The following is a 12,265-nucleotide window of genomic DNA, read 5'->3' as shown; positions in this document are numbered from 1 at the left end:
CCGCCGATCCCCGCCGCGACCCAGACGCTGCTGAAATAGGCCTGGTACTGGCCGCGTTCGCGCGGCGTCACCACGTCGGATATTACCGTCTGCACGATCGGCAGGATGCCGCCGCCGCCGAGTCCCTGCAGACCGCGGCCGAGGATCAGCACCAGCATATTCGGCGCCAGCGCGCACATCACCGAACCCGCCATGAACAGCGCCAGTGCCGCGATGATGGTGGCACGGCGGCCGTAGATGTCGGAGAGCGTGCCGAACACCGGCGCCACCGCGGTCGAGGCCAGCAGGTAGGCGGTGATCACCCAGGACAGGTTGCTGACGTCGCCGAACTGGCGCCCGATGGTCGGCAGCGCGGTGGCGACGATGGTCTGGTCGAGGGCGGCGAGAAACATCGTCAGCAGCAGGCTGATCAGGATGGTGCGGACTTCGGATGGGGACAGTGGCGGTTTGACCGGCGGCAGTGCCTCGCCGACCTCCATCACCGCCGTCGGCAGATGGGTCAATTCCGCTGCCATTTCGTCGGACAATGGCGGGGCGTCGGCCGTGGACCGGCTCGGTCGTTCAATCGTGTTCATGGAACTTCGGGATGACAGGCGACAACTGCCGCGCAAAGGTGATTTCCAAGAAAATTATCATGCAAACGCATGCAGCAGCAGTGGTTTGGCTGCATGGGAGCGTCCCGCGCAGGGCGCTTCGCCATTGCGAGATTTGACTTGTCCCGGACGCGGCGCCGTATCAGGCGATGCCCCCGCATCGCCGTGAGGGCGGCACCTGCACCGCGCCCGGGACAGGATTTCCTGGGCGACTGTCATTCGACAACGCTTAAAATGCGTCTCTCCTCGCCACTGGCACAATGATCTGCTCCTGACATATGAAGGCGGGTTCACTGGATGGACTGGATCTTTTGCGAGCAAATCCACTTCACGGGACACGCAAATGATCGGGAACGGACCGACAAGGACGGCCGGCCAAAAACAGTCCGGACCGTCTCACGGCGTCGGCTCGTTTTGTTACTGAATCCCTCTCGCGGGGATTCTCACATTGCGTCCGTCCTATCAATAAAATCGAGAATTCACAGCGCATTAACGCGTTTGGTGGAGAGATGACCAATACCTGTATTGCCTTCGAAGAGGCTCATGCTGCGATGAACTCCGTCCGCCAAAAAACCGCGAGCCTGCGTTTGCCGATCTGCGTCGCAGTTTTTGTGGCGGTGATTTGCATTGGCATTCTCGGCCTCAGCAGCTGGCGTGCGTGGGTCTCTCGTAGCAGCGATCTCAAGACCGCGGAAATCGAGATGAGCAACCTCGCGCGCTCGTTGACACAACATGCCGAGGATACTTTCGATCTGCTCGATGCAAGTATTATCGGCGTCGCAACCCGTCTGGAGCTTGAGGGTACCGGTCCCGCCGCAATGGCGAGCCTTCAAAAAGTTCTCAAGGCTCGCCAGTCCGCATTGAAGCGCATTCACGGTCTCTTCATTTACGACGAAAACGGACTGTGCCTGGCGACATCCGGATTGGCGGGCCCAGATATAAGCGACCGGGAATACTTCCGCTACCATATGCAATCGGCTTCACGCGATGCGCTGATCGGAAATCCTGTTCAACGCCGCCCGGGCGGTGGATGGATTACGACCGTATCCAGACGTTTCAATCATTCTGACGGCAGCTTCGGCGGCCTTGTACTCGCAACGGTTGGCTCCGAATATTTCTCTGAGTTTTACAAAGAATTCGATATTGGCGAGAAAGGCGCAATCATACTGCTAAACAACGCCGGGATCATTCTCGCACGCAGTAAGGACAACAACATCTACGCCGGGCGCGATATGTCGGATACGCCCCTTATGCGCAATCGATCTTCGCCGCCATCCAACGGTGTCTACTATTTCAAATCGCCGCTGGACGGCGTCACGCGGCTCAGCTTCTACAGGAAAAGCGACCGATTCCCGATCAATGTTTTGGCGACCAGGGCAGAAGACGAGGTTCTAGCGACATGGCGACAAAACGCGATCACCCGCATGATATTCGTCGTTGCTCTCACCTTGCTGATAGCCGTCATCGGTTTCTTTTTGGTGCGCCAGCTGGTTCGTGGGCAGCGGCTTGTCTCGGCACTGGCCGCTCAAGAGGCTGATTTTCGTCTGCTTGCAGAAAACTCCAGCGACATGGTGACCCGCATCGGAATGGATGAACGCATTCAATATGTTTCGCCGTCATCGATCCGGGTCGTGGGTTGGTCGCCGGAACAGCTAATAGGGACGCCGGCATTGGCGGGTGTGAATGCGGAAGATCTCCCCGCGGTACAAGCGACGGTCGCAGCCTTGAAGCGAGGCGAGGAACGAGACGCCCGGATCGTCTATCGCAGCCGTCATCGAAAGAAAACGGAAGTGTGGATCGAATCGACGATGCGCGTCACCAGGGAGCTGGGAACGGACAAGATAAATGGAGTCGTGGCGATTTCGCGCGATATGACCGAGCATAAAGACCTCGAGCAGAAGCTGGCATCGCTTGCGACGTTGGATGGCCTGACCGGGATTGCCAATCGTCGGCATTTCGACGAGCACCTTGAGAGGGAATGGGCAAGAGCGCGACGCGATGGCACCGCATTGTCACTGCTGTTGATCGACGTCGATCATTTCAAGAAGTACAATGATCGATACGGACATCAGGCTGGAGACGCTTGTTTGAAGTCCGTTGCGCAGGTATTGGCCGCGCAGGCTCGACGACCCGCCGACTTCGCGGCAAGATACGGCGGAGAAGAGTTTGTTCTGCTTTTGCCGGACACCGATCGCGCAGGATGCGAGCTGATAGCAACCAGGATTCGGGACTGCCTCGCTGATCTCGGCATCGATCACGAGTTGAGCCTTCCATCGCAAAAGGTGACGGTGAGCATCGGCGGTGCAATAGCTGCCTTTCAGGACTCGAAAGCGTCAAGTTCATCGCTGGTCGAAGCCGCGGATCGTGCACTGTATGTCGCGAAGGATGAGGGGCGCGACCGGCTGGTGATGTCAGGGCGCGTCCTGACGTTGTCCAACGGAAGGATTGCGGTAGTGTGACGTTATGATCGAAACTCGAGCCGCCCCCCGCCACCGCGTCTTGAAGGCTGGAACGATCGAGTTCGGCGGCGGCGCCATCGACTGCGTGGTCCGCAACCTGTCCGCTACCGGCGCGGCTCTGGAGATATCCAGCCATGTTGGGATACCCGAAAGGTTCGCGCTAGTTGTGCCAAGCGACGGCTTGCATTTACGTTGCGATGTTGTGTGGCGCAAAAACTACCGGATCGGCGTCACGTTCAGCTAAGCATCCACTGAACTAACACGAAGAACCACCAAGCAACCTGCTGCACCTCGCTCGACGTCACCGCTGCTCGGCCCCGCCAACCCGCTGCGCGTGCTGGTCCACCGCCGACAGGTTCTATTTTCCAGTAGCCCTCCGCGCGCGCATCGCCTAAGCAGCGCCGGTGATCGACCTTGCCCCCGACATCGTTGCCCTGCTCTGCCTCGCCGCCGTCACGGCCGGCTTCGTCGATGCCATTGCCGGCGGCGGCGGGCTGATCGTGATTCCGGCGCTGCTGGCAGCCGGTATCAGCCCGGTGGCGGCGCTTGCCACCAACAAGGTGCAGGCCTGCGTCGGCACGGCGTCGGCGACCTACACGTTCTGGCGCGCCGGGTGGATCGATTTTCGCCTGCTGCGCCTGCCGCTGGCCGCAGCGCTCGCCGGCGCGGCGATGGGCGGGCTGGCGCTGATGGTGGTCGACACGCGCTGGCTGATGGTGGTGCTGCCGATCCTGCTGGTCGGCATCGCGCTGTACTTCCTGCTGGCGCCGGTCGCTGCCGACATCGATTCACGCGCGCGCCTGACGCCGCTCGGCTACTCCGCGGTCGCCGGCTCGATCGGATTTTATGACGGATTCTTCGGCCCCGGCGCCGGCTCGTTCTTTGCGCTCAGCCTGGTGACGCTGATGGGCATGGGACTGACCCGCGCCACCGCGCACACCAAGGCGCTCAACCTGATGAGCAACGTGGTGTCGATGGCGGTGCTGGCGGCCGGCGGCCATGTGCTGTGGATGCTAGGCGCCGCGATGGCGGTCGGCAATATGATCGGCGGCCGGCTCGGCTCGCGCGCCGCGATGCGCTTCGGGCCGAAGGTGATCCGGCCGCTGCTGGTGATCATCTCGCTCGGCGTCACCCTGAAACTTCTGCTCGACCCCGCCAATCCGCTGCGCGTGCTGGTGGTGGGATGGTTCGCGCGGTGAGGATCACTTGATCTTGTTGAGCGATAACTCGCCGCGTCTCAGGCTGCGGCCGACGCCGCCGGATTTACCGAACTGATCTTCGCCAGTTCGTTGCCGATCTGCCGTTCGGCCGTCCGGACATCGAACGCATTCTGCAGGTTCATCCATAGCTGCGCCGAGGTGTTGAGCGCCTTGGCCAATCGCAGCGCCGTATCGGCGGTGATGTTGCTGGTTTCGTTCGCCAGCCTTTCAATCCGGGTACGGGGGATGCCGCATGCCTTGGCCAGAGCGCCCGCCGACATATTGAGCGGGATCAGAAATTCTTCCCGCAGAACCTCTCCGGGATGCATTGGCGGAAGTTTCTTAATCATCGCAGCTCTCCGTCACGGCTTCAGTGATAGTCGACAAATTCAACATCTGCAGGCCCCTCGATCGTCCACTTGAAGCAGATGCGAAACTGATCGTTGATTCGGATCGAATGCTGCCCGAGCCTATCGCCTTTGAGCGCTTCAAGCCGGTTGCCCGGCGGCGATCGAAGGTCTTCAAGCGAGATCGCCGCATCCAGATAATTCAGCTTGCGGCGAGTGACCTTCAGCAGATCGGCTGGAAAGCCCTTTAGCGCCTCGCCGTCGAAGGCCGCCTTCGTCAAGCCATTTCTGAAACCGACGATCATGGACGCTACTGTATCATCGAACGATACGCATGCAAGAATTTTGTATCATAAACCGATACAAACTTGCCGCGCCTGCGCCGGCCGCTTCTTCCGCGCCTACCCCGGCATCCCCGAAAATCCCACGCCGCGAAGCCGCCAGACCTCAGGCATCGGCCTGTTGTCCGGCAGCTCCGCTCGTCGCCAAACCCGCTCAGCGCCGCGCGGGAGCCGTTTTCTTCACCTTGATGGCGAGACAGAGAATAGCGGCGATGATCGGCCCGGCGGCCAGCGTCAACAGCGCAGGCGTGAAGCTCTGGGTGGTGTCCTTGATCCAGCCCACCAGATAGGGCCCGGCGAAACCGCCGATCTGGGCGAAGCCGTTGATGGCGGCGAGGCCGCCGGCGGCCGCCGGCCCGGTCAGGAACAGGGTCGGCAGACTCCAGAATACGCCAAGCACTGCCCACACGCCGGCGGCAGCGGCGCATAGCAGCAGCAGGCCGACCAGCGGACTCGGTGCAAAGGCGCTGGCTGCGAGGAACAGGCCGCCGAGCAAAGCCGACAGCGCGGTGTGCCATTTGCGCTCGCCGGTGGCGTCGGAGTTGCGCGCCACAAACACCAGCCCGAAGGTGGCGAAGACGAACGGGATCGCGGTGACGAATCCGGTTTGCAGGTCGGTGAGGCCGCCGATCGACCGCACGATCTGCGGCAGCCACAACACCACGCCGTATACCGCCATCGCATTGAACATGTAGATCAGGGTCAGCAGCCAGACCCGGTAATCGCTGAAGATGGCACGGAAGGAATGGGTGCCGACGGCTTCGACCTCGCGGTTCTCGCGATCAAGTTCGTCGATCAGCCATTTGCGCTCGGTCGCATCGAGCCAGCGCGTATCGGTCTGCGGCCGATCGACCAGGTAGAAGAAGGTTACGACCCCGACAATGACAGCGGGGAAGCCCTCGAGAATGAACAACCATTGCCAGGCGGCGAGGCCGAACCAGGTCGGGTTGCTGGCCAGGATCCATCCCGACAGCGGCGCGCCGATCACCGTCGACAGCACCGTCGCGGTCATGAAGCCGGCGGTCGCCTTGGCGCGGTCGCGCTGCGGAAACCAGTAGGTCAGATACAGTAAAACGCCCGGCACGAAGCCGGCTTCGGCGAGACCGAGCAGAAAGCGAACCACGTAGAAGCTGATTTCGCCCTGAACGAAGGCCATGCAGCACGACACGATGCCCCAGGTCACCATGATGCGGGCGATCCAGCGGCGCGGACCGACCTTGTGCATGATCATGTTGCTGGGAATTTCGAAGGCGATGTAGCCGAGGAAGAAGATGCCGGCGCCCAACCCGTAGGCCGTGGCCGACAGCCCGAGATCCTTGTTCATGTGAATGGCGGCAAAGCCGACGTTCACACGATCGAGGTAGTTGATGATGAAGAGAACGAAGCAGAAGAACACGATGCGCCAGCGAAGCTTGCCGAGCACGCTCTGTCGGATGCCCTCCCCGATTTCGATCGGAGGAGTGGCTGCGATTGTAGTCATGGGATTCCCTCTGTTTTTTGATTTGATAGCGTGAGCGGCGCCGGTCGCGACCGGCGCCACCGATCAGTACGTCGCGCGTCCACCCGAGACGTCGAACACGCCGCCGGTGCTGAACGAGGCTTCCTCGCTGGCGAGCCAGCAGATCAGGGAGGCGACTTCCTCGATGGCACCGAAGCGCCCGATCGGAATCTTCGACAGCATGAAATCGATATGCGCCTGCGTCATCTGATCGAAGATCGCCGTGCGCACCGCCGCAGGGGTGACGCAGTTGACGCGGATGTCGGTCTTTGCGACTTCCTTGCCGAGCGACTTGGTGAAACCGATGACGCCCGCCTTCGAGGCACTGTAGGCGGAGGCGTTCGGGTTGCCTTCCTTGCCGGCGATCGAGGCGACGTTGACGATGCGGCCGTAGCCGATGGCTTCCATCGCGCGGATGGCCGCCTGGTTGCAGTAGAATATGCCGTTGAGATTGACATTCACCACGCGCTGCCAGGCATCCACGGGGTAGTCGCGGACGGTCGTGTTGGGGCCGGTGATGCCGGCGCTCGCCACCAGCACGTCGAGGCCGCCGAGCGCCTTGACGCTGGCATCCATCGCCCGCGCCACCGCATCGGCGTCGGCAATGTCGACGACCTGGGTATCGATGGCGCCGCTCGCGGTCTTGGCCGGCAGCAGCAGCGTATCGGTCAGGTCCCACAGGCTGACCTGAGCACCCTCGGCCGCAAGCCGTTTGGCGACGTCGAGGCCGATGCCGGAAGCGCCGCCGGTGACGATGGCCTTGCGGCCCTTGAAACGATCCTTGAACAACATGGTCAAACCTTTCAGGTGCGGGTCCAGGCGACGACGCGCTGGCGCTGGGTTCCGAGCTTGTCGATCCCGAGCGTCATGACATCGCCGGCCTTGAGGAAAACCGGATCGGGCTTCTTGCCCATGCCAACCCCCGGCGGCGTGCCGGTGGTGATGATGTCGCCGGGCATCAGCGTCATGAAGCGGCTGACGTAGCTGACGATCACGGCGCAGTTGAAGATCATGGTGCGGGTATTGCCGGTCTGCATGCGGGTGCCGTTGACATCGAGCCACATGTCGAGCGCCTGCGGATCGCCGACTTCGACTGATGTCACCAGCCACGGGCCGACCGGGCCGAAGGTGTCGCAGCCCTTGCCCTTGTCCCAGGTGCCACCGCGCTCGATCTGGTATTCGCGCTCGCTGACGTCATTCACCAGGCAATAGCCGGCGACGTAATCGAGCGCCTGCGCTTCCGAGACGTAGCTCGCGCGCTGGCCGATGACGATGCCCAGTTCGACTTCCCAGTCGCCCTTGACCGAGTCGAGCGGCAGCATGACGTCGTCGTTGGGACCCGTCAGCGAACTGATCGCCTTGGTGAAGACCACCGGCTCGGCAGGAATCGCGAGGTTCGATTCCGCGGCGTGATCGGCATAGTTGAGACCGATCGCGATGAACTTGCCGACCTGGGCGACCGGCATCCCGAGACGCGGCGATCCATCCACCAGCGGCAGCGATTTGGGATCGATCCGCCCGAGGCGGTCGAGCTCGGCCGGGGCCAGCGTGCCGGGGTTGATATCGGCGACATGCCCGGAAAGATCACGGATACGTTGATCGGCGTCGAGCAAGCCGGGCTTCTCATGGCCCACGGGGCCGTAGCGCAACAGTTTCACTTGATGGATATCCAGTCGTTGTTCGGTCATGTGGATGTCGACGAACCGTGCCGGCTCTCGACCGGCGATGGCGCGTCGTACGGATGTGGGGATGTCGATCGGCCTGCCATGCAGCGCCAGCGTAGAAACGTCCTCCCGATCATTCTTCTTGAGAATCCCATTATATGGGATATAGTAACAATATGTGGTATAGAATAAGCCCGACCGGCTGCTGTCAAGCCCATCTGTCGAACGATGCAGGCCGTCCGCACGTCACCGACGCTGTCTCGACGCCGGGATTGCGGATAATGCTGACCGATCGAAAGACGATTTCATCCAGCTCGATCGCGAGGAAGTAACGATGTCCGAGGTTTCCCGCGGCGCATCAGCAAACAAGGGCGACACGAACGCTCGGCAACAGAAGCCACAGCCAGACCGGAACGGCACCCAGGGTGCGCAGACATTGATGCGCGCGCTTGACGTGCTGGAGGCCATTGCCGGCGGGACTGCGGACCTGGCCGCATTGTCGGCAAAGCTCGGCACCACCCGCACCACCACCCACCGTCTGGCATCGGCCCTTGTCGATCGGCGCTATCTTAATTTCGCGCCGCGCGGCGGCTACAGTCTTGGACCGAAGCTGCTCGAGCTTGGTTTTCAGGCGCAGCGCAACATGCCGCTGCGCCAGGTCGCGCATGCCCATCTCGTCCGGCTGGCAGAACGCACCCAGGACACGGTGCAGCTCGGCATCCTCGATGATGGCGTCGTGCTGTATCTGGACAAGGTGCCCGGCCAGCGCCGCTTCGAAATCCGCTCCACCATCGGCGACCGCCATCCGGTTTGGTCGACGGGACTCGGCAAGGCGTTGGTACTCGACATGTCCGAGGCGGAATGGAAGTCGTTCTTCGACATGGCCAGCGCCGGTGGCGCACGACCATCCGCAAAAGCGCGGCAGCAATGGCTGGAGCGGATGCGGTCCTACGCGCAGGTAGGCGTGACCTTCGACCTGGAAGAGAGCGCGCCGGAGTTGCGTTGCGTGGCCGCACCAATCCGCGACGCCAGCGGCGTCATCGTCGCCGCCCTCAGCGTATCAAGTATCGCCCAGTACATGCAGCCGGAGCGCATGCAGGCACTCACCCACGACGTGCGGGCTACATCCATCGCCATCAGCCGCGCGCTTGGATGGCAGTCATAGGCCGATACAGACCTGCAGTCCCTACACCGGTCGCTTCTTCAACTGCGCCCTGCGCGGCAGCACGCCGGGCCAGGTCACGATGTGGTCCTGCAGCTCTTCGTCGGGCACGGTGGCTTCGGTGCCCTGCACCCGACCGCGAACCGACACGCCGGCTTCATGCACGGTCTGCGCGCTGCCCGAGATCAGCGGGTGCCACCAGTACAGGTCGCGGCCCTCGGCGGCGAGCTTGTAGCCGCAGCTCGGCGGCAGCCAGTTCAGGGTGCGGACGTTGTCCGGAGTCAGCCGCACGCAATCGGGAACCTGGTCGGAACGGTTCGGATAGTCCTTGCAGGCGCAGAGTCCGGCATCGAGCAATTTGCAGGATACATGGGTATAATAAATCTTGCCGGTATCTTCGTCTTCGAGCTTTTCCAGGCAGCAGCGCGCGCAGCCGTCGCACAGGCTTTCCCATTCGGCGCCGGACATCTGTTCCAACGTCTTGGTTTTCCAGAACATTCCCTCTTGCGGTGAGGGTTTCGGAGGACGCGTGGTCATGCCGTGGGTTCAATCCGGACGGGGGTGAAGCGCCCTTCTATGGGTTCTGAGGCCAGTTCCGCAAGCGCCATCGCGGTCTTGCGGCAACATGGTGGCAAAACCCGCGGCTGCGTTAGCCTTCCCCTGCGAAAGTCGAGCATTGCCATTGGTTTGTGGGTGCCGCTCGGCTAGAACTGGACGAGTCAGTTCTTGAGGCGAAAAAGCGGCATCGGCCGCATGCCTTGGGATTGCCGCAACAGTCCAGCATGACGTCCCGGCGGTGCCCTCTTGGGGTGGCGCTTGAGCGCTGCAAACCAACCAAGGGCCCCGGTGCGCCAGATCGTACCCTCTTCGTGGAAGAAGAAGCTCCAGCATTTCCTGCTGGACTTCGATGCGCGCATCGACTCGACGCTGTTCTCCTCCGGCCGCGGCACCCGCGAATTGTGGGAACGCTTCTCCACCTTCATGGACCGCTTCTATGTCGGCCGCTGGAAGCGCTGGGTATTCATCGAACCGCTGTCGGAAATGGCCACCATCGGTCTGGGCGGTCTGATCCTGATGCTCGCGCTGGCGCAGCCGGCGTTTCGCGAAACTTCCGATGACGACTGGCTGAAGAAATCCGATCTCGCCGTCACATTTCTGGATCGCTACGGCAATCCGATCGGCAGCCGCGGCATCAAGCACAACGACTCGATTCCGCTGGAAGACTTTCCGGACAATCTGATCAAGGCGACGCTCGCCACCGAAGACCGTCGCTTCTACGATCACTTCGGCATCGACATCGCCGGCACCGCGCGCGCGCTGGTGACCAATGCGCAGGCCGGCGGCGTGCGCCAGGGCGGCTCGTCGCTGACGCAGCAGCTCGCCAAGAACCTGTTCCTGTCCAACGAGCGCACCATCGAGCGCAAGGTCAACGAAGCCTTTCTGGCGATCTGGCTGGAGACCCGGCTCACCAAGAACGAAATTCTGAAGCTCTATCTCGACCGCGCTTATATGGGCGGCGGCACCTTCGGCGTCGATGGCGCAGCCCACTTCTACTTCAACAAGTCGGCCCGCGACGTGAACCTTGCGGAAGCCGCGATGCTCGCCGGCCTGTTCAAGGCGCCGACCAAATACGCGCCGCACATCAACCTGCCCGCGGCGCGCGCGCGCGCCAACCAGGTGCTCGACAACCTCGTCGATGCCGGTTTCATGACCGAGGGCCAGGTGTTCGGCGCGCGGCGCAACCCGGCCGTCGCGGTGGACCGTCGCCAGGAGAGTTCGCCGAACTACTATCTCGACTGGGCGTTCGACGAGATGCGCCGCCTCGTCGATACGTTTCCAAAATCCTATTCCGAGCGCGTCTTCGTGGTGCGCACCGCCATCGACATGAATGTGCAGCACGCCGCCGACGCTGCGATCGAGAACCAGTTGCGCCAGTTCGGCCGCGACTACCACGCGACGCAGGCCGCCACCGTGGTGTCCGATCTCGACGGCGGCGTCCGCGCCATGGTCGGCGGCCGCGACTACGGCGCCAGCCAGTTCAACCGCGCGGTCGATGCGATGCGGCAGCCCGGCTCGTCGTTCAAGCCTTACGTCTACACCACGGCGCTGCTCAACGGCTTCAAGCCGACCTCGATCATCAATGACGGCCCGGTATGCATCGGCAACTGGTGCCCGCAAAACTACGGCCACTCGTATTCCGGCAACGTCACGCTGACCCAGGCGATCACCCACTCCATCAACGTGGTGCCGGTGAAGATCTCCATCGCGCTCGGCGGCAAGTCGCCGAATCCCGCAAAAGCCGGCCGCGCCAAGATCGTCGAAGTGGCGCGCCGCTTCGGCATCAAGGCCCCGCTGCTCGATACGCCATCGTTGCCGATCGGCTCGGCGGAAGTCAGCGTACTCGAACACGCCGTCGCCTACGTCACCTTTCCCAACAAGGGCAAGTCGGTAACGCCGCATGCCATTCTCGAAGTGCGCACCGGCGCCGGCGATCCGGTGTGGCGCTTCGACCGCGACGGCAAGCAACCGCTGCAGGCGATCCCCGCTTCAGTCGCTTCCGACATGGCGGGCATGATGAGTCACGTCGTGTCCGAAGGCACGGCGCGTCGCGCCGCGCTCGACGGCATTCCCACCGCCGGCAAGACCGGGACCACCAACGCCTATCGCGACGCCTGGTTCGTCGGCTACACCGGCAACTTCACCTGCGCCGTCTGGTACGGCAATGACGACTATTCGCCGACCAACCGGATGACGGGCGGTTCGCTGCCGGCGCAGACCTGGCACGACATCATGGTCGCCGCTCATCAGGGCGTCGAGGTCAGGGAGCTTTCCGGCGTCGGAATGGGCCAGAAACTGCCCGCTCCTGCTGCGTCCGCAAATGTCGCGGCCAACGGCGGCCCAAAGCCTCCCGACATCAAGCCCGGCCCACCCCCCATTCTCACCAAACGCGGCGCGGATATCCTGGTACAGGTGGAGAAGATGCTGGACGAAGCCGCCAAGAC

The 12,265-nt window shown here is 62.5% G+C and carries 12 protein-coding genes; 5 read left to right on the top strand and 7 right to left on the bottom strand.

Translation table 11 applies throughout. The annotated features are described in order from the left end of the window. Positions 1–575 (bottom strand): MFS transporter (locus JWR89_RS00470; RefSeq protein WP_299710351.1); only part of this gene is annotated, 575 nt, incomplete at its 3' end. A gap of 569 nt (positions 576–1,144) precedes the next feature. Here JWR89_RS00470 and JWR89_RS00465 point away from each other — a divergent pair. The 3 genes from JWR89_RS00465 (at position 1,145) to JWR89_RS00455 (ending at position 4,251) form a co-directional block, all read left to right on the top strand. After that, positions 1,145–3,052, top strand: a complete 1,908-nt coding sequence (locus JWR89_RS00465) for a diguanylate cyclase (protein WP_299710357.1) — start codon at positions 1,145–1,147, stop codon at positions 3,050–3,052. 4 nt (positions 3,053–3,056) lie between these two features. Then, positions 3,057–3,296 carry a PilZ domain-containing protein gene (locus tag JWR89_RS00460; protein WP_299710349.1) on the top strand — a complete coding sequence of 80 codons (240 nt, stop codon included), beginning with the start codon at positions 3,057–3,059 and terminating at the stop codon, positions 3,294–3,296. A 160-nt stretch (positions 3,297–3,456) separates the two neighbouring features. Beyond that, entirely contained in the window at positions 3,457–4,251 is a 795-nt protein-coding gene (locus JWR89_RS00455) for a TSUP family transporter (RefSeq protein WP_299710347.1), read from the top strand. Between the two features lie 38 nt (positions 4,252–4,289). On the opposite strand, the gene JWR89_RS00450 is transcribed toward JWR89_RS00455, so the two are convergent. From JWR89_RS00450 to JWR89_RS00430, 5 genes are all read right to left on the bottom strand, one after another. Further along, complete coding sequence (locus tag JWR89_RS00450) at positions 4,290–4,601, bottom strand: HigA family addiction module antitoxin (RefSeq protein ID WP_299710345.1); 312 nt, start codon at positions 4,599–4,601, stop codon at positions 4,290–4,292. Positions 4,602–4,621: 20 nt separating this feature from the next. Continuing rightward, positions 4,622–4,903 carry a type II toxin-antitoxin system RelE/ParE family toxin gene (locus JWR89_RS00445; RefSeq protein ID WP_299710343.1) on the bottom strand — a complete coding sequence of 94 codons (282 nt, stop codon included), beginning with the start codon at positions 4,901–4,903 and terminating at the stop codon, positions 4,622–4,624. 190 nt (positions 4,904–5,093) lie between these two features. Further along, positions 5,094–6,419 carry an MFS transporter gene (locus tag JWR89_RS00440; protein ID WP_299710341.1) on the bottom strand — a complete coding sequence of 442 codons (1,326 nt, stop codon included), beginning with the start codon at positions 6,417–6,419 and terminating at the stop codon, positions 5,094–5,096. 63 nt (positions 6,420–6,482) lie between these two features. Beyond that, positions 6,483–7,229 carry an SDR family NAD(P)-dependent oxidoreductase gene (locus tag JWR89_RS00435; RefSeq protein WP_299710339.1) on the bottom strand — a complete coding sequence of 249 codons (747 nt, stop codon included), beginning with the start codon at positions 7,227–7,229 and terminating at the stop codon, positions 6,483–6,485. 11 nt (positions 7,230–7,240) lie between these two features. Further along, positions 7,241–8,095: a fumarylacetoacetate hydrolase family protein gene (locus JWR89_RS00430; protein WP_299710355.1), complete on the bottom strand. Its 855-nt coding sequence runs from the start codon at positions 8,093–8,095 to the stop codon at positions 7,241–7,243. 445 nt (positions 8,096–8,540) lie between these two features. Here JWR89_RS00430 and JWR89_RS00425 point away from each other — a divergent pair, with 445 nt between their 5' ends. Further along, positions 8,541–9,266, top strand: coding sequence for an IclR family transcriptional regulator (locus tag JWR89_RS00425; RefSeq protein WP_299710337.1), 726 nt, complete (start codon positions 8,541–8,543; stop codon positions 9,264–9,266). A gap of 21 nt (positions 9,267–9,287) precedes the next feature. On the opposite strand, the gene JWR89_RS00420 is transcribed toward JWR89_RS00425, so the two are convergent. After that, positions 9,288–9,800: a YcgN family cysteine cluster protein gene (locus tag JWR89_RS00420; RefSeq protein WP_299710335.1), complete on the bottom strand. Its 513-nt coding sequence runs from the start codon at positions 9,798–9,800 to the stop codon at positions 9,288–9,290. A 309-nt stretch (positions 9,801–10,109) separates the two neighbouring features. Between JWR89_RS00420 and JWR89_RS00415 the strand changes: the two genes are divergently transcribed. Then, positions 10,110–12,265, top strand: a 2,156-nt coding sequence (locus tag JWR89_RS00415) for a PBP1A family penicillin-binding protein (protein ID WP_299710353.1), incomplete at its 3' end; no start/stop codon positions are given.

This window comes from Tardiphaga sp., assembly GCF_028290785.1.
Taxonomy (GTDB): Bacteria; Pseudomonadota; Alphaproteobacteria; order Rhizobiales; family Xanthobacteraceae; genus Tardiphaga.
This window is presented reverse-complemented; position numbering and strand designations above follow the sequence as displayed.

Bases quoted from the DNA above. Each gene is read 5' to 3' on its own strand.
- JWR89_RS00465 (WP_299710357.1), top strand. From the start codon at position 1,145: ATGAACTCCGTCCGCCAAAAAACCGCGAGCCTGCGTTTGCCGATCTGC.
- JWR89_RS00460 (WP_299710349.1), top strand. From the start codon at position 3,057: ATGATCGAAACTCGAGCCGCCCCCCGCCACCGCGTCTTGAAGGCTGGA.
- JWR89_RS00450 (WP_299710345.1), bottom strand. From the start codon at position 4,601: ATGATTAAGAAACTTCCGCCAATGCATCCCGGAGAGGTTCTGCGGGAA.
- JWR89_RS00445 (WP_299710343.1), bottom strand. From the start codon at position 4,903: ATGATCGTCGGTTTCAGAAATGGCTTGACGAAGGCGGCCTTCGACGGC.
- JWR89_RS00440 (WP_299710341.1), bottom strand. From the start codon at position 6,419: ATGACTACAATCGCAGCCACTCCTCCGATCGAAATCGGGGAGGGCATC.
- JWR89_RS00435 (WP_299710339.1), bottom strand. From the start codon at position 7,229: ATGTTGTTCAAGGATCGTTTCAAGGGCCGCAAGGCCATCGTCACCGGC.
- JWR89_RS00425 (WP_299710337.1), top strand. From the start codon at position 8,541: ATGCGCGCGCTTGACGTGCTGGAGGCCATTGCCGGCGGGACTGCGGAC.
- JWR89_RS00420 (WP_299710335.1), bottom strand. From the start codon at position 9,800: ATGACCACGCGTCCTCCGAAACCCTCACCGCAAGAGGGAATGTTCTGG.